General features: G+C 72.5%; 1 protein-coding gene. It reads right to left on the minus strand.

Annotation, left to right across the window (positions count from 1 at the left end; genetic code table 11):
• Positions 1-77: 77 nt before the first annotated feature.
• Positions 78-23,033: a DUF1707 domain-containing protein gene (locus tag AB0J72_RS16450; RefSeq protein WP_363399426.1), complete on the minus strand. Its 22,956-nt coding sequence runs from the start codon at positions 23,031-23,033 to the stop codon at positions 78-80.
• Positions 23,034-23,037: the final 4 nt, after the last annotated feature.

A 23,037-nucleotide genomic window follows, 5' to 3' on the forward strand; every position in this document is an offset into this window, starting at 1 on the left:
TCGCCTCCGTTTCGCTCACAGCTCGATCGCCGCACGGCGCAGGCGTGTCCGCACGAACTCCAGCAGGGCCAGTGTGCTCAGCGGGACGGTGCCGATCCAACGCCCCGGCAGCAACCGGACACCGAACTCGTCCAGCAGCTCCGCGGTGACGAGCGCCGCCTCGGCCGGCAGCGCGATCCAGCCGGTCTCCGCCGACGGGTCGACCGGATCTCGGCGGCCCGTTCCGCGAGTCCGACCGGCCACCAGCCGCCGCCCTCCCAGCGCTGGGCGGACACCAGGTGGGTGCCGGGCTGGATGCCGTCGTGGCGCTGCTCGGCGTCCGCGACAGCTGAGTTGAACCGTTCGCGTGCCTTCGCGTCGTCGTCCTGCGCCGCCCGCACGGCGGCGTCGCGCCGCTTCAGCGCGTACTGCTCGACCTGGGCGCGCGCCTGCTCCAGGCCGCGCTCCGCGTCCCGGACCGTCTGGCGCCACTGCGCCACCTCGACCCGGTTGGTCGCCAGCCGGCCACTGCCCGGCTGCGTCCAGTGCTGCGTACGGGAAACGGTCACCTGCACGGCACGCCGACGGCCGCGGGCCTGGTCGAGCTGCGATGTCGCGTGGGCGAGCGCGGCCTGCGCCGCTGTGACGTCCGGGTCCGCGGCCAGGGCGTGCTCCGCGACCGACTCCTGGTGGTGGCGACGTGCCCTGGCGGTGGCGTTGCCGGCGCTGAACAGCTCCCGGTCGAGTTTCCGGCGGGCCGTTGCGACCGCGTCCTGCTGGGCGCTGCTCGCCGCGGCCACAGCCTCCTGCAGGCGCTGGTCGGCGTCCGCGACCACGGTGCTGGCGTTCCTGGCACCGGCCAGGTCCTCGATCGCAGCGAGCTCCGCGGCCCACGCCGCCGCCACCTCGCCGTCGTGCGCGCGGCGAGCCAGCCCGGCTCGGATCCCCGCGTGCTCGGCGTCCCAGCGGGCAAGGAGGCGCTGCCAGTGATTCTCGTACTCGGCCCGCGCCGCCTCCTCTTCAGCCGGGTCTGCTGCAGGCGGCGCCGGGCGGGGCCCGGCCGGATCGTGTTTGTAGAACTCGGCAAGGCCCTTGAGCACCTCCAGGTCCGCGCCGCTCAGGTGCGCCTGCGCCGGGCGTTCGAGCTGCTGCCATCGCTGCGCCAGCTGCCACTGTCCGCGGCCGCCCAGGCGACCCAGAGCGTCGAGGAGCAGCTGCCGGGTCGAGGACACCAGATCCTGCACCCAGGTCTCGGCCTCGCCACCGGCCGCCGTCCGCCGCAGGCGTGGTGACTGCTCCAGCAGATCGGCGGTGTCGACGGCCAGTCCTGCCGCGGCGACGTGCTCCTCCAGCGCCGCCCGGGTGCGTTCGTACTCCGAGCGGGTCCCCGCGTCCGGCACCGCTCCCCGGGTGACCGCCCGCGCATCCGCGCGCATGGCCTCCGACGCTCCAACCGGCCCGGCAAACGCCTGCTGCGCCTGGGTCAACGCCTGCTGGGCCTGCTCCACCGTGTCCAGCAGCACCGTCCGGTCGGACTGAGCCATCCCGGCTGCGTCGGCCGCGCGCTGCCACTGCGTCGCCGACAACGCCTGGGCGGCCGACCGTGCCTGCCGCAGCAGCTGGTCGTCGCGCTCCTCCCGGTGGGCCACCTCCGTCAGCCGCGCCGACAGTGCGCCGGTCGCGCCCACCGTGGCCCAGTCGGACACGCCGGTGAGATGACGCAGCACCTCCGACTCGAACGCCCACTCCTCCCCCTCGGGCCGGGGGCGGCGCAGCTGCCGCAGCCACTCCAGCTCGACGGGCCCCAACCCGGCGTCGAAACGATCCAGCCCCGGGCCTCGGTGGAGCAGCGCGTGCACCTCAACGAGGAAACCGACCAGCAGCCGGTCCCTGAACGGCGAACGCTCCAGCCGACCGGCCTGATCGATCGCGTAGAGCAGCGTCTGAAGACGAACGGGATCGACCGCCGGATCTGGCGGCGACGCCGGGGCGCTGTCGGGATGCCGCCCGAACATGCGGAACGGGTCGAACGTGCCCATGATGACCGCCGCGGCCACGGTCTCGGCCGCCCGCACCGGATCGTCGAGCTGCGCCGGTGAGATCCGGACCTCCGCGACCGCCGGTCCGGACCGCTCGCCCGGCCGTTCCTCGGCTGTGTCGTCCGGGGTGACCACCACGCGGACCGGCTGGCCCTCCGCCTCCACTGCGAGCCGCGCCGGGCCGTCACCCAGCGTCAGACTGGCCTGCCAGCCGGGCTCCCGTGACAGGATCTCCGCCACCTCGGCGAGCGCGGCCCGCTGCTGCGGTGCGACCGGGTCGACCGGACTCGGCGGGGTCGGCTCCGCGGCCGGAGGCCGGTCGGTCGGGCGGAGGTCGTCCGCCTCGAACAACCCTCGGGTGTACGTGGCGTTTTGATGCGCCCATTGCCGATCTGACCCGGCGTCGACGCGGTAGGAGTGCACGACGACCGGCTGCCCGTCGACCATCAGGTCCAACGTGACCGTCGGACCGGTCCACTGCGACCGGGGATCCTGTCCGTTCAGGCCGTACGACGGCAACGCCCGCAACTGGTACCGCCCGTAGTGCTCGCCCAGAATCTGCCACTGCCGGGCCCGGACCTCATCGGCGAAGATCTGCTCGATGAACGACGCCCGCAACTGCGCGGTCATCGTGCCGGAGGCGACGTGCTCCGCGATCGCCCGGGCCCGCCGATCGCTGCGCGCGTTGGTGGCCGCAGGCCGTAGCCCCAGAGCCTGCCGCTCGAACTCCCGCACCGCGTCATCCAGCGCTTCCTGCAGCCTGCCGGCGATGTCCTCGCGCACCTTATTGGCGTCGACGGCCCTGGCCACATCACGCACCCGGAGCGGACGCGCGTCCTCGGGCAGCAGGCCATGGTCGAGCAGGAACAGCCGCACGTCGTACCACGACCGGCCCGATGCCCGGATCAGCGCCCGCAGCGCGCTCTCGTTTCGCACCGCGGCCGTCCACTCGTCGGTCGGCTCGATCCACGGCCGGGTGCTCGTGAAGCGAGCCCGGTTCCTGGGAGCATGGAAGCGCGCCGCGGCCGCCGCCGGTACCCGCAGCTCCTCGGCCGGCTCCGCCTCCGGCTCCACCGCACGCTCTGGAGCGAGCGCTTCGATCAGGTCGGGCAGCACACCGACAATGGCGGACGCCGTGACGGACCGGGCCTTGGCGGCGTCCTGCCAGCCCTCCTCACGCAGACTCTCGAACAACTCCAGCACCGCCAGCGACAGATGTTCCGTCGACACCTCAGCATCGACCAGCTGCCAGAGCCTCGCCGCACGCGGCGTACCGGCAGCCAGTCCCAAATGATCCAGATGCGCCGCCAGATCCGCGATCAGCGCCGCCCGCTGCACCACATCCACCGACGCGACAACACGCGCGGCCAGATCCTGCAGATCACCCACACCGCCATGATCATGAGCAGACAACCGCGCCCACCGACCCGGAACACCACCCTCTGCCATCAACTGGTCCCGCCGCGACCCGACCGACCACCACGAACGCCCCCGCCGAGCCACCACCTCCCACACCTCATGCACCAACGCACCAACCTGATCACCACCATCGAGCAGCTCCGCGGAGATGACGGCCGTCATCACCGACGCCCGTTCCCCCTCCGGGAACGCAGACTTGGCCCGCTCACCCGCATCACCAACCACCACCGTCACCGTCAACGCAGACCCATCCCGCAGGTCCACCTCGACCACACCAGCAACCGCGCGACCATCCGCGTCGACGCCGACCCCAGCATCCACGAGCCGCATCTCGTGGATCACCGAGTCGCTCACTCGCTGCCGCGCGAGACGCGCACGCAACGAACCCGCAAGCTCCACCGCGCTCGGCCCCGGCAGCAGCCTCCGTTTCTCGGCACGCGTGCCGGGCACCCACGTCGCAGCCACCGTCGGCTCCGCGGACCGCAGCGCAGGGCCCGGCCTGGTGCTTGCCTCCTCCACGATCGCGATCTCCCGGTTGAGGAGAACGTAGACATCATCCTTTTCGGTGACCCCCGGAACGATGATCGCGTCATATCCCACAGCGGCGGCATGCCGGCTGAGGTAGCGGACAAGCTCTTTGGAGTCGAGCAGGCCGGAGTCGTAGGCGACCCGCCGGTAGTCGCCGATCTTCGCCGCACGGGGAATGAGCACCCGGAGGTTGCTGTCCGGTGTACGGTCGGCGATGGTACGGCGGGCACGCACGGCGCAGAGGTAGCCGTCGATCCGCCACTCGCCGTAGTACTGGACGAACGTGTGGTCGTAGGCGACCGGCCCGTGCCGGAAGTCGTCGTGGACCTGGGCGGCCGTCCCCTCGGGCCCCCGCTTCGCGCCGTGCCACACCTCGATGAAGTCGCCGCTGCGACGCAGGCTCTTCATCGTCTGCCGGTCGACGACGGTCGGGGTGCCGTCGAACCCCTGCCAGGCGGCGATCATGGCGTACTGCCAGTCCCAGTCCCACGCACCGCTGTACACGTACGGTTGGTGCATCAACCGCCGGTCGAGCCGGTCGGCGGCGAACTCGTCGGGGACCAGGTTTCTGGCCCGGGACGGCTTGTACGGCAGCGCCGGATCGACCGGCGGCGGGCTCAGATCGGGGAACCCGGCGAGCAGGGTCTCGAGCTCGTGAAGGGTGCTGGCGGCCTGGACGAGCTCCAGCCAGTTCTGGAAGTCGGACAGCGTGAGCCACCCCGCCCCGACCTGTTCACCGAGCAGCTCCGCGGCTGCCACGCGGTCCTGATCCGTCGGGCGGAGCGAACGCCTCATGTCCCGGACGAGACCGTCAAGGTCGGCGAGCGTCCGGGCGGCATACGCGGCGATGGCCAGCACGTCGAACTCGTCCACGGTGAGTCGGCCGGCGGCGACCAGCGTCGCGTACCACTGCTCGACCGCCCTGCGGTCGGCATCCGATGCCGGCACTCCACGCTCGGGACCGCCGCCGTCGTAGCCCGCCGGCTCAGCCTTGCCCGGCTCCTCCTCCACGATCAGGATGGACCGGTTTACGACCAGGATGCCGTCCGTCGTCAGTTCTCCCCGGCGCACTCCACCCGGAAACACCACCGCGTCGATCCCAGCGGCCACTGCGTGTCGCGCCACATCGGCAAAGGCCATCCGCTTGCCGAACACATACGGTTGCGGTTCGGCCAGCGCCTTGAGCGCCTCGTAGGTCGCGATCTTCGCCGACTTCGGCAGGAGCGCTCGGACCACGCTGCCCGCGGTGCCGTCCGAGTCCGTCGCGGCCGCGTCAGGGTCAGCGACGAAGGCGTAGAGTGCGCCGTTGACCGGGGCCTCGCCGTATTGCGCCGGTCCGCGGCGCAGCTGCTCGTTGAACTCGGCGGCCGTCGTATCGGCGGTGCTCATCGTGCCCCGCCAGATCTCGAAGTAGTCGCCGGTGAACATCTGACGGTTCATCGCCCACGGGGACATGACCGTTGGGGGGTCACCGAACCCCTGCTGGTCGCTGACCGCAGCCAGCCATTCATCGGCCGGGGAGTCAGGATCGTCCTGCGGTTGGGGTTTCCCGGTAGACCGGTTGGCGACCAGATCGGTTGCTCGTGAACGCTTGTGGGCCAGCGGCGGCAACGGCCGCGGCAGCGCATCCTGGACGGCATGGGCCGTCGCGCCGGCCGGGAGCGCGAGCGGGGCAGGCGGGGCCATGATTGCCGATTGCCGCCAGCCGGGCTCGCGCAGGCTCCGGAGCAGTTCCTGCTGCGCCGGTATCAGCCGCTCGACGCGAACGACCGCATCGAACCGGTCCCACAATGCGACTGAGTCCTCGTTCTCAAGGCCCAGACCCAGGTACTCGAGGTGCGCCCACAGGTCCCCGACCAGCTCGGCCCGCTCCGCGCTGCCGGCCGGCGTCGCCAGGATGCGACCGGTCAGCTCCAGCAGGCCAGCGATGCCGCCCCAGTCGTGATCCGACAGCCCGGCCTCAGCGGCCGATGCCGGCGCTCCCGTCGCGAGCAGATTGCCCTGCGGTGCGGCGTCAGGCCGCCACCACAGACGGTGGCGACGCAGCTGCCGATCGACCTCCCCCAGCTCGTGCATGAGGGTGCCGACCAGACCGCGGCCGGCGGGGTGCTGCCACGAGAGCACCACCGTCACATTGACCGGCTGACCTGCGGCGGACGGCAATGTGACGTACGAGATCGCCCTCTTACCACTGGCGTAGCCGACCGCAACCGTCACCCGCAGCCGATCGGTGCTCCATGCGTACGGCGACCACGGCTGCACCTCGAGCACGCCGGCGACGACATCGCCGGTCGCTTGGTGGGAGGTGTCCGCGGTCGGGTGATCGCCGGCGTGGAGTAGACGTACCTCGTGAATGATCGCGTCGCGGTAGCCGGTGTCGTTCACCCGCTGGAGCTGTTCCTGCAGCGCCTCGGCGATCCGGGCCGACGTCTCGATCCGGCGCACGCGGTCGCGGGGATGTGTGTCCTGCTGCGGTGCCATGCCCCAGGTGTCGAGTGTGCCGGGCACCCACGTCGCCGCGATCTGCGGATCGACCGGCGAAGGCCCGGCGACCGGCTGTGGTTCCGGGGTCCTGGTCGGGCGGAGCGTCTCCGGCCGGAAGAGACTGCGGGTGAACGTGTTGCTGCGGTACGTGGCGTCCTGGCCGAAGGTGACGGGACCGGTGCGCAGGCGGTACGTGTGGACGACAACCGGCTGCCCGTCGACCACCCGGTCGAGTGTGATGGTCGGCACGGTGATGCCGTCCGGATCGGCCGAGCGGGGTGCCTGCCCGTCCAAGTGGTACGACGGCATCGCGCGCAGTTCGTACGGCCCATAGTGCTGGCCGAGGATCTGCCACTGCCGGGCGCGGACCTCGTCGGCGAGGATCTGCTCGACGAGTGTCGCCCGCAGTTCCGCAGTCATCGTGCCGGCGGCGACGTGCTCGGCGATCAGCTGGGCCCGGCGCTGGCTCCGCGCGCTGGAGTCTGCGGGCGCGAGCCCGCGCACCAGCCGTTCGAACTCCCGCACCGCGTGGTCGACCGTCGCCTGCAGCGCGGCCGCGATGTCTGAACGGACCCTGTCCGCCTCGACGATCCTGGACACGTCCCGCAGCCTGAGAGGCCGCGCATCCGCGGGCAGCAGGTCGAGGTCGATCAGCAGCAGGCGCGCGTCGTACCAGGACAGGCCCGTCTCGCGCAGCAGCGCCCGCAGTGCCGTCTCGCTGTGCAGCGCGGCGGACCAGTCGACGGCAGGGTCCGTCCACGGTCGCCCATGCGTCAGGCCGGCCGGGTACCCCGGATGGTGGAAGCGCCGCGCGGCCGGCGACGGCACCGTCTCCGGGGCCGGATCCACCTGGTCCACGAGCGCCCGTGCGGCCGGCGGGAGGGCACCCCGCCGCCAGGTGGTGGGTGCATGGTCGGCGAGCACCTCGGCCGCCGCCAGCTCCACGGCCACCTGCGCGGGCGTGCGCGGGTCGCCGGGCGCGGGCACCGGTGCGACGTCCGCCGCGGCCGTGCCCGGGTCGTCCGTCCAGAGCCGGCCCAGCGCGACGAGCGCGCCCTCGACCCGCGACCAGCCGGAGCCGCTGTTGAGGTCGGCGTCGGCTCCGAGGATCGCGGCCGCGTCGGCCCGGATCCGGTGCACGCCGGCCCCGCGGGCCATGCGGGCCACCAGCCGCTCGCGCAGGGCGGCGAGTTGCTCGGCCCGCATCTCACGGACCGGGCCGTCGGGCCCGGTCAGCAGCATCGTGCCCGCCGGTCCCGGCGCGATCTCGGCGGCGAGCGGCATGCCCGGGCCGGTCAACAGCGCGAGGGTTTCGGTGATCGCCGCCTCGACCGTCGGCGCGCGCAATGCCTCGGCGACCCCGCGTGGGAGCGGCCGCTCCAAGAGCGTGACGAGGTCCGCGTAGGTGAGTGCGGGGGCGAGGTCCAGCAGCGCGTGCCGCCAGTCGTCGCGCTCCTCCACGGGCGCTGCCTCGTATCCGTGGATGAGCACCTGGGCGGCGGTGCGGTACGGGTCGCCGAGCCGGCCGTTGAGCACGGCCGCCACGGCTGTGGTCAGCATGGTCACCGCGAGGAGCCGGAGGCGCTCGCCCACCGCGTCGGTGCCGGCGAGCGCGGCCACCTCGTTGGCCACGGACAGGTGCACGGTCTCGCCGTCGGTCGTGCGTACGACCAGCGCCGCCGCGTCACGATCGGCCAGGTCGGCCCGGTCCAGCAGGCCGGAACCGGTCAGTTCGGGCACTGCTGCGGCGATTGCGGCCTCCGCCATGGCCTGGCGGCCCGCGGCCACGGCCTCGGCCCGGTGCTCCGCGGCGGCGTCGGGCGCGGGCTCCGGGTGGCCGCCGAGCACCCCGTCGATCAGGCTGCGACGCGGTTCGGCGGGCGCGGACGCGGGAAACGCGCCGGGGTCCGCCGGGGTGTGCGGCCCCCTGGTCGGCGGCGTTGCGGCCGTCCGGGGCAAGGGCAGCGCGTCGCCGGCGGACAGCGGCAGTTCGGGGCGCACCCTGCCGTCCGGGGTCGCTCGGAACCGGCGCAGCACGCCGTTGCGGCGCCGTACCTCGACGACAACGTGAACGCCGGCCGTCCGGGCGATCTCGGACGCCACCCAGGTCGGGTCGAGCGCTCCGGCCGACGGCTGCACGGCGTGCAGGTGCACGACCCTGTCGCCGCGGCCGATCCGGTCCCGCACCGTGGCGACGATCGCGGGCAGCGGGTTGACCGGCCTGAACTCGGGGTGACCGACCGCGTCGGCGAACAGGTCGGTCAGGTCGAACGCCGGCACCGCGACGTCGGTCCTGCGCAACCAGGCCCGCATCCGCTCGGTCCGGCCGGCCGGCATCGGCTGCTGCGCGGCGATCCACCACGGCCACGGCCGGTCCGTGTCCTCCTGCCAGCGCTTCAGCAACTTCTTGGCGTCCTGGCTGAACATCGTGATGTACGCGCGGCCGCTGCTGGCCGGCTGGAGCTGGACCTCGCGGGCCACCTTGCGCTCGATCCCGCTGCCCCGGCGCCTGTGCTCCACCATCCTGAGCGTCACGACGTGATCGACCCGGAACGCCAGCAGGTGCCCGAGCGCCTTCGCGAACAGGCTCGTCTCGTCGCGGTCGCCCTGGACCCACGTGTGCTCGTCGGAGCCGCCGAAGCCGTAGCTGCCGTCGCGACCCCAGCTCGGCGTCGTGAAGCCGAACTTCCCGAGGACGTTCCAGGGCTTGGCCGGGAACGAGAAGCCGAACCTGCCGCCGGCGCTCCAGCCCTTGCTGATGCTCCAGCCGCTGGTGTGCTGTGCCCGGTCCACGATGCCGATCTCGATCATCTCGGTGAGTTCGCGGATCACCCGGGGGTCGAGGAACTTGGCCTCGACCACGATCTCGATGACCGTCGTCGCCGTGCCGGTGCGCCTGAACGGCTGGTTCCACAGCGGCGCCGTCGGCACCGGAAGCCGCAGCACCAGGTGCCCGCCGGGATCGTGCATCTTCTCCAGCAGCGCGTTGTACATCAGCGGCAGGAACACCCGCTCCACCTCGAGCCGGAGACGCTTCGCGTCCGAGCCGAGCCAGCCCAGCTTGCCCAGGTGATGCATGATCTGCTGCGCCAGGCCGCCGTTGTAGCTGCTCTCGACGCTGAACTCGTACGGCAGCCGCACCGCGTGCGGGTTCGCCGGCGCGGCGAGGTCCAGCTCCGCCAGGTTCGGCCGCGCCGCGGTGCCGACGTCGACCTGTTCCGCCGACACCAGCTGAATAGCCTCGCCGCGCAGTTCCCGCTGCCACGCGGCCTTCGGCCTCGACCGGAGGTGCCGCAGGCCCACGACGCCGAGCACCGCCCGGTCCAGCAGCTGCGGGCGGCTGCGGGTGACCTCGACCACGACGGTTGCGGGACGCCTGAACCGCACCGCCGGGCCGAACGAGGCCTGCCGCTGCAGCCGGGTCAGCTGCTCGCCGACGAAGCCACGCCGGCCGCGCGAATTGCCGGCGCTCACACCGCCGGAGATGCCGTCGGGCTCGGTGCCTTTCGGTCCGGCGCCCGACCCGCTCGCGCTCGCACCGCGCGACCAGCCGACGGACTCGCCGCGGTCCTTCATCTCGTACGCGTACCGCTGCAGGATCCGCCCGACGTCGGTGCTCTTGCCGATCGCCTCGCCGTCGCCGAGGCTCGCCTTGATCCGGACGGTGATTTCCTCGCCGGTCATGTTGCCGGCCATGACCGGCACCGAGACCGCCCAGCCGCCCGGGGACAGCATGTCCTCGAGCTTGCCCCACCAGCGCCGCCCGGCGAGACGGCCGTAGAAGTTGCGCCACAGCCCGATGTTGCGCCGTTCGGCGCCCGGCGAGACCGCCTCGATGCCGCGCATGACCTCGGCGAAGAGTTCCTCGCCGTTCAGGTCGATCAGCGAGAACCGGTTCTGCCCGACCCCGGCGAGCAGGTGCTCGGGCAGCGCCCCGCCCTCCGGCATCGCCCGCAGCCGCGGATCGCCGGCGATCGCCGCCTCCAGCGCCGCCGCGTACGCCGGCAGCTCGGCACCCTCGACGGCCGGCACCTCCGGGAACTGCTCGACGAGCCGAGCGTGCAGGTTCCTGGCGAACTCCTCGGTGCGCGGCAGGCCCGGGTCGGGCAGGTTCGCCGGGTATGCGTCCTCACCGACGCGCAGCTGGGCATCGCGCAGGTCCCGCTGGAACCGGTTGACGATCCGCACCGCCGAGGCGCGGTCCAGTTCCAGCTTGCCGTTGGCGTACCGGGTGAGCGCGTCGGTCAGCTGGTGCAGCGGCACCGGCAGGTCGCCCATGCCGTACAGGTCGAGGGCGTCGCGTTCGGGTAGCGAGTACACCACCGTCCGGGGCGGCAACTGCTTCATCTGGATGCCATCATCGCCCTGGTCGTGGCGCACACCGGTGACCCGGAAGTCGACCGGCATGGTGTACGTGTAGTGCTGACCCAGGTAGATGATCAGCCCTTCCTCGCCGGTGATCTGGGTCAACGTGTGGGAGGCACCGTGCGACCGGCTCCCGCTGACACCCCCGCCGTCGGTGCCGTGCACGCGGTCCTCGCCGGTGTGCAGCCCCCGGCCACCGGATGCGTCTGCGCTGTGCTCGGTGTCCCGCGACATGCCGGCGCTGTTGCTGCGCAGCGCCAGGTGGATGTCGCCGACGACACCGTCACCGGCGCCGCTGAAGGTCGACGCGCCGGGGACCGCCTCGACCTTCACGGTGGCGTGCGAGTTGTCGACGATGTTGCGCCAGCTGCTACGCCGCTCGGGCGCCTCGTACCCGATCAGGTCGGTGCGGTAGCCGATACCCTGGCCGAACGCCGAGCTGAACAGCGTCGCCCCGGCTGCGACCAGGCTGCGCACGTTCAGCGCGGAGACCAGGTGCGCGAACGCGCCGGTGCCCGTGCGCGGCCCGCCACCGAGCGCCCGCACCCCGGCCTCCAGCATCCCGGTCGCGTCGAGGTGCCGGATCGCCGCGCGGTTCAGGACCGACCGTGGGGTGACCGCGGGGCCCTCGGGCGTCAGCACCCGTTCGGTTGTCGCCTCCGGCAGGTGACCGACCGAGGTGACGAGCTCGACCTTCTGGTTGTTGACGCGGGCCAGCTCGGCCCAGTGCCCGTCCGGATGCTCCACGGACGCGACGATGTCGATCACCACTTCGAACCGCGCCGTGCCGTCCGCGCCGCTCTCCCCCAGCAGCACCTGGTTGGCCGTCTCGCCGTCGTTGAAGCTGCCGCCGCGGCGGCGGGTGTAGCCGTACCCTGCGCCGGCGCTGTCGAAGTCGACGTCGCGGTGGCCCGCGTGGTCGCCCGCCATGCCGGCGCTCATGCCGAACGGCTTCAGCTGCCCGGTCTGCCCGCGGCCACGGCTCGCCGACTCCGAGTCGATGTCGAGGTTGACCTCGGTCCAGGCGCGGCTGTGCCCCAGATACCGCACCTGCCGTTCCTTGATCTGCACCCGCACTGTCTCGCGCTCGCCGTGCTCGTTGACCAGCACGATGAACACGCCGTCCTGCGTCGCCTGGTCGTAGGAGCCCTCCAGGCGCATCGCCGACAGCTCCTGCAGCATCGCTTCCGCCTTCTTCGGATCGACCGGCAGGAACGGCCTGACCCCGCCCGGCCGGTTCCCACCCGACTGCAACGCCCTGGTCACCAGCTCGCGCAGCTCGTCGTTGCCGTCCACGCCCTTGAGATCCTGGGCCAGCCCCTGGCCCACGCCGGGCATCAGCGCGCCGTCGGCCGTCCGCCAGTTGGGCGCCTCGCCGCGCCGCCCGGGCGGCGGACTCTCGTCCAGATCGTCGACGAGCACGAGCTTGCCGGCCTTCTCACTGCGGGCCTTGTCCTTGGCCGCCGCGGACACCGGGAGCCCGGCGCGGTACGCGTACGGCTCGGGGATGACGAACAACCCGCTGCCCTCGGTGATGCAGTGCGTCGGCTGCGGTGCCCCGTCGCCCAGGTCGACGGTGGCGACGTGCGTGACCGGGATCTTGTACGTCTGCGTGTACCCGGAGTAGCGCTGCACGCTCGGGTGGATCGCGTTCCCGCCGGCACCGGCCGACACCTGCCGACCGGTGCCACCAGCGGCCGAGAAGGCGACACGGCCGGACTCCCCGGCGAGCCGCTCGGCCAGCCAGGCGACGCCGAGCTTGTTCATCGCCCACTTCAGCCCGACGGCGGCGCCCCCTTGCCACGAACCGTTGAGCCCGAATTCGGCCGCGGCCTGGGAGAAGGTGACCCGCAGCCACTCCAGGTGCACCTTCCGGCTGCGGTTGCCGACCCGCTCGGCCCGATCGCGGTGCTCGTCGGTGCGGATGCTGACCGACGCCGGGTTCCCGCCGTCGTCGGTGATGACGGCGCTCAGCTCGAACGGACCGTTGATCGTCTGCTGCAGCCGCGCCGGGTACAGCTCCAGCAGCAGCGCGCGCACCTGCTCCCGGGCGACTCCTCCCGTCGGCGCCCGGTCGCCGAGCGCCGCGATCACCTGGTCGTACAGCTCGTTGAGGCCGTCCAGCGCGAGCACCGCGTGCTCGGGGATGTCCGTCTCGGGTTCGTCCGGCGGCGCCAGCTCGTCGTCCTGGACCGGCTCGGTGAACGGGTGCGCGAGCGCGAGCTGGACGCGGGCCTTTCCCACCGGCTCGAACGCCACATCCTGCCAGTCCTTCGCGTCGCCGGCCCGCACCTGCAGTTCCCAGCGTCCGTCGGCGTCGTACTCCGTGGACTCGCCCCGGTTGTCCATGACCCCGCCAGGCATGGTGAAGTCGGCGCCGACGACCCTCTTCGACGTCGCACGCGACCCGCCGGCGTTGCCCTCGGCGATGACGTGGTCCTTGGCGAACAGCTCCCCCCACATGGCGCCGGCCCGGATCCATTGCAGCCACTGGAACGGAGCATCCGCGGGAATCAGATGCTGCACCTGCGACAGGAAGCCGCCGACAACACCGCCCAGGTCGACCCTGCCGGACCAGCCGACGCTGCGGGATCGCGCGTCGGCGAGGACGCGGCTGTTCTGCACGAACGTCGGGATCTGGCCGATCATCAACTCGGAGATGGTCGTCATCGGGTCGGCGACCTCAACCAGCTCACCGTGATCGAAGCGGACCTTGAACCCGATGATGTTCGATTCGTCGATGCCGATCGCCAGCATCTGACCGTCGTCGCCGGCCACGCCCCGCCACGCCGAGCGCAGCACCCGCTCCAGCTCCTCGGGGCGCAGATGCGCGTCCTTCGGCAGGTACCCGTTGATGACCGCCACCAGCTCCGCCATCTGCGGCAGCCGCCCGTGCGCAACCGCCGACTGCAGCGCTTCCTGGATCGGGCGGGTGGGCTGCAGCGCCTGCCGGTACGGCTCGTACCGCGCGTGTGCGACTGCGGCGGCGGCGATGATCGCGGCGGTTTCGCGCGCGACGGTGGCCGGGTCGTCGAGCCGGTCCATCGTCGAATACCACGCGTCGCGGGCCTGGCGCAGCGCGTCGGCGATGGTCTGGGCCTCCACCGCCGCCGCTTCGTACCAGCGGAGCATGCGCCCGTGCCGCTCGCGGTTCTGCCGCTGCTCCTCCTGCTCCGGCGTCTCCTTCTCGCCGGGCGTCTGCGGCGTGGATGGCGCCGTCGCCGCCTTCTGGTGGACCGCCTGGCGTACCCGCAGGCCCTCCGCCGCGGCGGTCATCATCGTGACCGCGGTCGCCAGCGCGCCGCCCAGCACTTCAAGCGTTGCGATGTCGGCGCCGTCGGACAGCCGCTGCACGGCGCTGTGAACGGCGGCCAGGGCCGGGTCCGTGTTGCCGAGCCGCAGCGCGCTGTACGGATCGACCGTGGCACCCGCCCGTTCCGCGGCGGCGATCAGCCTCCGGGTCTCCGGCAACCGCACCGCGGCAAGCGTGGCCGGTGCCGCCGAAAGGATCTCCGTGGTCGCCTCGAGAATCACCCTGGTCGGCGACTCGGGCATCGCGTGCAGCGCGGCGAGCGAGTCGAGCGCACCGACCACCGGGTCGGCTTCGCCGGGGAATGCGGCACCGACGGCGATGGCGAACTGGGTGACCGCGACCTGCGGCGACACACCGTCGGCCAGGACGCCGAACAGCCAGTTGCGCAGCTCGGTGTGCGCCTGATCGGCGCCCGGGCGAGCGGCCAGCAGCGGCCGCATCGTCGCCATGATCTCGTCGGCGCGTTCGACGGCCGCATACAGGCCGGCGCGGCGCTGCTCGACGCCTTGCCAGTGCCGCCGCGCCTGGACGAGCACGGCGCCGAGGCCTGGCTGCCCGGGCTCCCGCACCGCGGTCTGCGCCGCGCGCAGGTGCTCGATCATTTGGACGTGCTCGGCGGCCGCCTCGTCCAGGATTCCGAGGTACAGGTCGCGCTCGACCTGATGGCGCTCCAGGAGCCGGTCGACGGCGCCGGCGAGGGTGTCCAGGTGCGCGTCCGACGGGGCCTGCCGGAGCTCGGCGTGCGCGGCGTCGACCTCGCCGGTGCCCAGCTCGGGTCCGGGCCGGGCGGGCAGCGTCAGCGAGGACTGGTCCCGCATGGCCGCGGAGACCAGCTCGTACACCGACCGGGCCGGCGGAGACAGCAACGGCGGCACTGCCGGGTCGGCGGCGTCGGGGCGGTGCCGCAGCCGGCTCGCCAGCGTCTGGCGGGCGGCGTCGCGGGTGTGCTGCGGCGCGCGGGGATCCGCGGCCAGCTCGGCCACGGCGACGGTGACCTGCCGTTGCGTGCGGGCCTCCAGCTTGGCGGCACGGCGGCCGAACGGACCGGGGCGGCCGCGCCCCAGCAGCGTCGTGAGCCGGACGGCGGCGGTGACGCGGAGCTGGTGGTGATCGACGTGGCCGCTGAGGTCGGCGAGCTCCCGGACGAGCCGGCTCGCGTCGAGGAACCGTTCACCGGATGCCCGGGCGGGGGCCCGGCGGACGCGGAGTGTCGGCGTGCCGTCCTGCCGGAGCATGATGAAGGCGTCGCTCCGCAGGTTGGCCGCGTGCACGGCCTGGCGCAGCACGGCGAGCGCCAGCGCGCGCCGCGTCGCCGGCAGCAGCGGGCTGTCCGGCGCGAGACCGCCGATCTCGTCGGCGAGCTGCTCGACGGTCAACCCGGACAGGTGCCCGACCGACTGCGCCGCCGCGTCGGTGGCTGCTACCGGCTCCGCCGGGTCACTGTCTTGCTGGACTGGTGCCGCCCGATCCGGCTGCTGTGCTGCGGCGACCGGCTGCGTGGAGGTTTCGGCCTGCGTGGGCGTTTCGGCGTGTGCGGAGGCAGCCGGCGGGCCCGCCGCTCGGATCTGGTTCAGCAGCGCCATCGCCTCGGCGCTCCAGCCGGACGGCGCCGCCCACGCACCGACCTCGGTCCGCAGCCGCACGTACCGTGCGGGGTCCGCGACGTCGGCGGCCTGCAGCTGCTCGGCCAGGCGGCGCTCGTTGCGGTGCAGCTCCGTGCGCAGTTCGTGCAGCAGTTCCTCGGTGGCCGTCCGTACGGCGGCGGGGGTGCCGGGGTCGGCCAGCAGCTCGGCGGCGCGCAGTACCGCGTCCCGCAGCACCAGCTGATCCAGCACCGCCCAGGCGAGGGTCGCGGTCGAGGTCGACCCGATCCTCCCGCGTCCGTCGGGGCCGTGTGCGAGGACCGCCTCGGCGACCGCCGCGACGGTCCGCTCGGCAATGACCCGCCGGGGGTCGCGCAGCGCGGCGTCGGCCGGGTGGAGCGGCACGGTGACGTCTGCGCCCATGCCGGCCGACGGGCCGAACCGGATCGTGAGGTCCATCGGCGCGTGGCCCGGCAGCGCCACCGTCACCACACCGGGCTGGCCGGGGCGGGCGTTGACGAAGGGGATCGAGGCGAGCGCGTCGGCGACCGCCCACTGGAGCCCGGCGTCGAGCCCGGACAGTGGGTCGACGGCTGCCGGCTGCGGGCCGAGCCACTGCTCCCGCGCCTGCGCCATCGCGCGCTGATGCGCTGCGGCCGCCCGGTGCACGCCGGCGGACACACTGTCCCTGAGCTTGTTGGCCGAAGCCAGGTGCTGCTCGGCCAGCAGCTCGTGCTCGGCGGCGAGCTGGTCGTGTGCGCGCGCCCCGTCGGCGTCACCGTCCTGCGCGATCCGGGTGGCCGCAGCCTGTTCGGTGGCGGCCTGCTCGCGCAGCTTGGTGCTGGACTGTTCCAGCAGGAGCGCGGCCTGGTGCTCCCGCTGCGCCTGACTGAGCGTGGCGTCGAGCCCGATCCGGTGCTCGGCGACGCCGTCGGCGGCCAGGGTCGCGGCGATCCGGGCGGTGTTGCCGCGCAGGAACTCGTCGAGCCGCTCCTCGAAGTCGGCGCGTGCACGCTGGGCGTCGTCGCCGGCGTTGGCACCGCGGTAGGCGTCGAACGCCGCTGCCAGCTCGTGCACCGCGTCCAGGTCCGGCAGCCGTTCGTGGGTCCGCAGTGCGATGTCCTCCTGCGGCAGGGTCGACGGCCGGTACCCGGTGCCGTGCCAGGCGGCCAACCGCGCGTACAGCCATTGCGCGTCGGTCCACAATGCGAGCGGGTCGCCCTGCCGCCAGCCGCCGGCATACAGCATCTGCACGAGAAACGCGCGCTCGAGTGCCAGCTTGGTCGGAGCGTCGGTGCCCGGCTTGGTGTACAGCTCCGCGAGCACGTCCATCACGGCCTCGTGCTCGCTGCCCGTGCCCTCCTGGGCCTGCTGCTGCCATCCCGGCGTCCGCAGCAGCAGGTACAGGCGCTGCTGCTCCACCGTCAGCTCTTCGAACGGCACCACGGCGTCGACCAGGTCCCACAGGGCGAGCGCGTTCGGCGCGGTGTCGCCGAGTCCCAGGTGGTCGAGGTGCGCGGTCAGATCCCGGATCAGCGCGGCCCGTTCCGCCGGGACGGTGACGGTCACGAGGCGGGTGACGAGATGCTGGATGTCACCGATGCCGCCCACGTCATGGTGGGACAGCTGCGCATCGTCGCTCAGCGGCGCCGCGGACGGCGTCAGCAGGTGCCGCTGCGGTGCCGCGTTCAGCGAGTGCCACGGACTGCGCCGCAGCGTTGAGATCACCTCGAACATCTCGTGAACGAACGTGGTGACCACGTCAGCCCCGGCGGGATGGACCGCTGAGAGCACCACCGTCACGTCCGAGGCCCGCCGCTCGGCGGACGGACCGATCGGGAACAGCGAACCGGCTCGCAGTTCGCCGGCCTCGCCGACCGTCACCGTCGCCGTCAACGCGGACCCGTCCCGCAGCTCCACCTCGACAAGCCCGGCGATGAGCCGGCCTTCCGGGTCGACGCGGACACCGCCGTCCCCATCGGGCTCCTCGACCAGCCGCACCTCCCTGATGAGCGAGTTGCTCACAACCTGCCGCCGGATCCCGTCCCGGAACGCTGCGGCGATCAGGTCCGCGGCCGGCTGCGAAAGCATGCCCTCCGTGGTGCGTGTGCCGGGTACAAAGGTCGCGGTGATCGGTGGCCCGGCCTGCCCGGCCCCCACCAAGGCGGTGTCTGCCTGGGCCTGCTGTGCGTCCGGTGCGTCGTCTTGCGGCGCGGGGCGGCGATCCGCCGCGGTCGCGGCCTGTGCGGCCATCTGCCGCAGGTGGCGCGCGACATCGGGCCGGCCCTTCGCCTGCGCCCGGTCCGCGGCGCGGTTGAGCGCCTGCACCTGTTCGCGGAGCGGCAGAATCGCGGGGCTGGCGGGGACCGGTGTCCCGCTCTCCGGTTTGGCGAGGGTGCCCGTCTCCTGCACCTCGGCGATGAGCCGCCGGGTCGCCTCCGACCGCACCAGGCCGGCGGCGATCGGCGCCGTCATCAGGATGTCGGCCACCGACTCTCCGATCGCAGCCGACAGCGTCGCGGGCAACCTCGCGGTCGGTGCCGCGCTCAGCTCGTGCAGCTCCGCGAGCACGTCGAGCGAGGCGGCCACGGGATGCTGGTTGCCGGGGAACTCGGCGCCGATGACCCTGGCGATCTGGGCGATCGCGTGGCCGGGCTCGTCGCCGTCGGCGAACCAGCCGAACAGCTGCTCCCTGAGCTCGGCCCGCGCGTACTCGGCGCCCGGCCGGTCCGCCAGCAGCGGCAGCACCTCGTGCCAGTGCGCACGGGCCTCGGCCGCGGTCACCGGCTGGTTGGCCACGGCAGCGTCCGAGGACGCTTCCCCAGACGCCGCCGGTGTACCGGCGGGCGAGTCGTGCGCGGGTTGTGGCGTCTGGTCGCCGGAGGTCTGCGCTGGGGCCTGCCCCTGGTCCCCCTCGACGCCGGAGCCATCAGCGGGGGTACCGCCGTGGGGTGTGGACGCGCTGGGGTCGCCGGCGGTGACGCCCGGTGCCTGCGGAGGTTGCTGCTGCGGTGCGGCGTCGGCCGGCTTCGGCACCCCGGAAAGGCCCATGATGCGGTGCTGGTGAATGGCCGCGGCGGTCTGTTGCAGATCGGGAACGAGATCGACGAGGCGCAGCTGCGCCATGCCGAGGCGTTCGTTGACCAGGTCGAGCTTGGCCAGGTTGCCCTCGGAGGCGTTGGCCTTGTACTCCGCGGCCACCGCGTGCTGGTGCTCGACCGCGGCCTCGACCTCCATGACCACCACGGGTGCCTCGGGATGGTGCGACTGCCGGAACACGGCGTCTTCGTGCGAGGTGTAGAACGTGACGTGGCCCGGTTCGCCGCTGCGGGCGGCGCGCCGTTCGGCCTGGATGTCGATGGAATGCGACACCTCGGAGTGGCCCGAGATCCGCACGTGCAGGCCGCCCTGTTCGAGGGCGGCCAGGGTGGGCCTGATGTCCACGCCACGCGCGCCCTGCATGTTGATCACGACGACCCTGCCCTGCTCACCCGCCTCGTCGAAGATCTGCTGCAGCGCCTCCTCGGCCTTGACCCCCTTCAGCTCGAACCAGCGGGCGTCGACGGCCACGTGCGGAACCTCGAGCGCCGACAGCCGTCGGGAGATCTGCCAGACGTCACCGTTCTCGACGCCGATCAGTACCTGCGGAGCGCCGTCTGGTTTGCCGCCTTCCCCGCCGAAGTGCATGTCGCGGGTGTCTTCGGCCATCCGGTCGAACGTTTCCGCCCGCGTCGCGGACACGACGTCCGGGTCCCGTACCAGCTTCGACGTGTAGTACGAAGGGACATCGTGAACGACCGGGGACAGTCCCCGGCGGCCGAACACCTCGCCGTGACCCATGGCGGTGCCCGAGGCACCCACCACCGTCTCGTACCGTTTGAAGAGCTCGCCAGCCGTGACCTGTTTGCTGATCCGCGCGTCGCCGCGGATGACGAGTCCTTCTCTGGCCTCCACCGCCTGGGCCAGGCCATCGCTCCACCGGCTTTCCCGCAGGCCGTGGCCCGCCGTCGTGGCCGACGGGTCGTTCATCAGCTTGTGCGTGGCATTGGAGATGATGATGATGCGACGGTTCTCCCCTGCCTCCATGCTGGAGACCAGGTAGTGCTCGTTCACCTTGAGGTCCCACTTGGCCTTCGCCGCATTGTGCAGCCGGTGCAACTGCTCGGCCGTCGGCCGCGCGCCGCGGAGCACCTCCTGGACTTTCGCCAGGCCTTCGGGGGTCAGGTGGAGCGGGCTCGGTGCCCAGTCACCAGGCAAGCGCCCGAAGTCACGCTCGGTCAGCCACCCGCTTTCGACCAGGTCCCGCGCCCACACCACCTGGGCACGGACCGCGTCGGTGGCCGGCACCAGCACACCGTCGCTGATGACGAACGTGCTGTCGGCGTACACCAGCACCTCATCGATCTCATCGACGATCGCCAGCGTTCCGCGTATTTCCTTGTCCCGCAGGTAGCTGAACGCGGCGTCGTCCACCGTCCCGACGTAGACCGTCGGGCGGCCGCGCCTGGCCACCGGGACGTCGCCCTCCGGGTTCATCCGGTGCAGGTCGAAGTCAAGGTCCCGCAGCAGGTGCTCGAACTCGCGGAACTCCCGCGTCGCCAGCGTGTCACGAGAGGTCAGGAAGTGCACGACCTCGCCTTCCGCCGCTTTCACCACGGCATGGAAGCGGTACGCCATCGACTTGCCCTCGCCGGCGAGCATGTTGACGGTCCGGCCGTTCATGAACCCGTTGACCGCTTCGACCTGCGTCCACCGCGGATACTTCTTGGGATCCGCTCGGTGCAACAGTTCGTACACTGCCGCCATGCGCTCCGCCGCGTTGCCGGTCCGCGCCAGCCGGCCCAGCTCCGGTCGCGGCAGGCCGCGCATCCTGTCCGCCTGCGCGTCGATGTCGTGCATGATCCGCGCTGTGTCGAACCGGTGGTGCGCGCCGGCCAGCCATGCGTCCACCTCGGCGGGGCGCGCCCGCGCGTCGACCCATCTGCCGTTGCCGTCCGGCACATACGTCAGCCCAGTGGCGTGGCTGCGATACGTCAGCTCCGTCCCGTCCACGTGACGGATCGCGTCGCCCTTCGTGATCACGAGGTCGCTGCCGTCGGCGAGCTTCAGGGAAACGCCCTGCTCGATGCTCTCGACCACCATGTCGCTCGGCGCGCCATGCTCCGACCACGTCTCAGACAGCTTCCCTTCCCGAGGAAGTCCTCGGTGGTAGATGTGGCCGTCGTCCGTCACCAGCCGCAGCTGTCCGTTGCGGTCGATCACGCTCAGGGCGCCCTCGGACAGCCGCACAGGCTCCGCCCGGCCCGCGACGTCCAGGAAGGACTCGCCCCGCGCCCGGAACGAGCCGTCTGTTTGCCGGGCCCACTCCGCGCCGTACGCGGTCACCACCTCCGGCCCCCGCGAGCCAGGCAGGAACCGTGACCACCAATGCCGATTCCTCGCCGCATCCCTCGCCACGGCCGCGTCGTCGGCCCGCGCCGGCCCTTCGGCCGCCGGCCGCGCGCCTTCGGCGGCCACCGGCCGGTCCGCGCCACCCGACGCATCGCGCCTCGCGGCCGAGCCGGCGGCGTCCCCGGCCACCTCCGGCGTCCGCCCGCCTCGAGGCGACTCCGCGCTCGCGGCGTGGGAGCCGACCACCCCGGGCTCGCTCGCATGCGGCGGACGGCCCGCCTCGGGCCGCGCGACCGGCTCCGGCCGCGCCAGCGGTTCACCGGCAACCTGCCGGGCGGCAGCGTCGACGGGCGCGCGGGACGGCTCCCCGCCGGGCAGCCCGGGCTGTCTCGGGTGGGCACCAGGCGTCACTTCCGCGCCCGAGCCGAGGTGAGCTCCGGACAGCGTTGCCGGGGACCCACCGTGCGCCGGCGCACCGCCCTTCCCGGCGGCGGACGGCACGCCTCCCGGCGACGGATTCCCTTCGGCCGGGTGCACCGCGCCGTGGCCGGCCCCGCCACCCGCGTTGACCGCCGGCGTGGCCGGGCCTTGATGTGGGCCCGCGTTGCCGGGCGGGCCAGGGCGCGGACCGCTCTGCGGACGCGATGGCGCCTGTGATGCGGCAGCGGGCTCCTCCGCAGTGGCGGGCCGCTGCTGCCGTGCCGCCTCCGGCTCCCCAGCGGCGCGGCGGGCAGGCGTTTCGGTGGTCGACGCGGCACTCCCGGGCGCGCGGGCTTCCGAGGACGCGGCGGACCTCGCCGGGACGTCGGTGCCCGCGCCCGCTCCACCTCCAGCAGTTCCAGGCCGCGACCCGCTGTCGAGGTGACCGGGGACTCTGCCGGCGTCGGCCCGGAACTGCTCGGGCAGCATCCTGTCGAGGGTGCGGACGGCGGCGGTCTGCACGGGGTGGAACTCGCGGACGGCGGCCGCGGCGAGGTAGACCCGGCTTCCGAGACCGGTGGCACGCAGGGGCCGCATCACCCGCATCGCGATGCCTGCGCCGCCCTTGGTGCCGACGAAGGTGCTGATGGTGGCGGCGGTGTAGGCCAGGTGGTAGGTCCAGCTCGCGCCCTTCTCGTCGAAACCGGTCATCGTCTTGCCGGTGGCCCACAGCACCGAGCCGAGCTCGCCACGCGCGAAGGTCGGGAAGCCGACCGTCTGGTCGAGGAGAATGCCCTGCCACGACGTGTAGGTGGCCGCCGCGCCGATGAGCGTGTACAGCCCGTCCCAGGCAGTGATGGCGTTGTACCAGCTCCAGCCGCCCTCGCCGTACCCGATGAGGCCGCCGGTCGCCAGGATGAGACTCTTGTACGAGTCGTACAGGCCGAGGGGGATGCCCATCAGCAGGCTGCTGCGGCCCGGGTCCGGCTTCTCGGGCTCCTCGGGCGCTTCGACGGGCATGTAGAGGTTGCCCGCCGCTTCCTTGACCATCGCCTCGACCTTGCCGACCACAGCCTCCGCGAACCGGTCCCTGGCAAAGGCCGTTCCCGTGCCGGCGATCCAGTGGATCCTGCGGAAGATGCCGTCCTGCTTGTCGACGAAGTCCTTGATCTGTTGTCGCACCTTGTCGACGTACGTGGCATAGCTGCGGTAGGACCCGGCGATGCCCGCGAAGGCGTCGACGAAGTCCTTGTTCGCGGTGTTGACGTCGACGATGTGGGACTTCCAGGCCGCGGCCATGGAGTCCTGCCAGACACCGCGCTGATTGAGGTTGTTCGCCGCGGTGGCGGCGAGGCTGAGGGCGTTGGCCGCGTTGTCGGTGACCGTGTCCCAGACGTCGGCGTTGGCGTTGATGGCGTCCACGTCGTCGTCCGGCCAGAAGAGGCGCTTCCGGTCGCCTCTACGTTCGAGCATGTGGTGCCACAGCTCGCAGCCGGGTTCCGTGACGGTCATGCCG

Origin of the sequence: Dactylosporangium sp. NPDC049742 (genome assembly GCF_040674675.1) — a bacterium.
In the GTDB taxonomy this organism is placed as follows: Bacteria; Actinomycetota; Actinomycetes; order Mycobacteriales; family Micromonosporaceae; genus Dactylosporangium; species Dactylosporangium maewongense.

What these genes read in the sequence shown, in the direction of transcription:
- AB0J72_RS16450 (WP_363399426.1), bottom strand. Translation starts at nt 23,033, where the DNA reads ATGACCGTCACGGAACCCGGCTGCGAGCTGTGGCACCACATGCTCGAA.